The following is a 746-nucleotide window of genomic DNA, read 5'->3' as shown; positions in this document are numbered from 1 at the left end:
GGTATAACTTGTGCGATCGCAAGTGCGGATCCAAATGATGATTGGCGCTGGCACATGTATGACACTGTTAAAGGGTCAGACTATATCGGTGATCAGGACGCAATTGAATATATGTGTTCAGTTGGCCCTCAGGCTGTATTTGAATTGGATCATATGGGTTTGCCTTTCTCGCGAACTGAAGCAGGTCGTATCTACCAGCGCCCGTTTGGTGGCCAGTCTAAAGGGCCGGATAATCCGACTCAGGCTGCACGTACTTGTGCTGCTGCTGACCGTACAGGTCACGCACTATTGCACGCACTATACCAGGGCAACTTGAAGGGCGGCACTACCTTTCTTAATGAATGGTATGCAGTCGATTTGGTGAAAAACCAAAAAGGTGCAGTGGTTGGTGTCATTGCTATCTGTATTGAAACAGGTGAGCGTGTATACGTTAAGGCTAAGGCAACTGTTATGGCGACGGGTGGTGCTGGTCGTATTTATCAGTCGACTACTAACGCTTTGATTAATACTGGTGACGGTATGGGGATGGCGCTTCGCGCTGGCTTCCCAGCGCAGGATATGGAAATGTGGCAGTTCCACCCAACAGGTATCGCTGGAGCGGGTACACTGGTAACAGAAGGTTGTCGTGGTGAAGGTGGTTACCTGATCAATGGCGAAGGCGAACGTTTCATGGAACGTTACGCACCTAACGCTAAAGATCTTGCTGGTCGTGACGTTGTTGCGCGTTCAATGGTTATGGAAATACT

The 746-nt window shown here is 49.3% G+C and carries 1 protein-coding gene; it reads left to right on the top strand.

All coding sequences use genetic code 11. The features are described from left to right. Window positions 1-746, top strand: a 746-nt coding sequence (locus A3756_RS20315; RefSeq protein ID WP_156490639.1) for an FAD-binding protein, incomplete at both ends; no start/stop codon positions are given.

It is taken from the genome of Oleiphilus sp. HI0086 (genome assembly GCF_001635225.1).
This window is presented reverse-complemented; position numbering and strand designations above follow the sequence as displayed.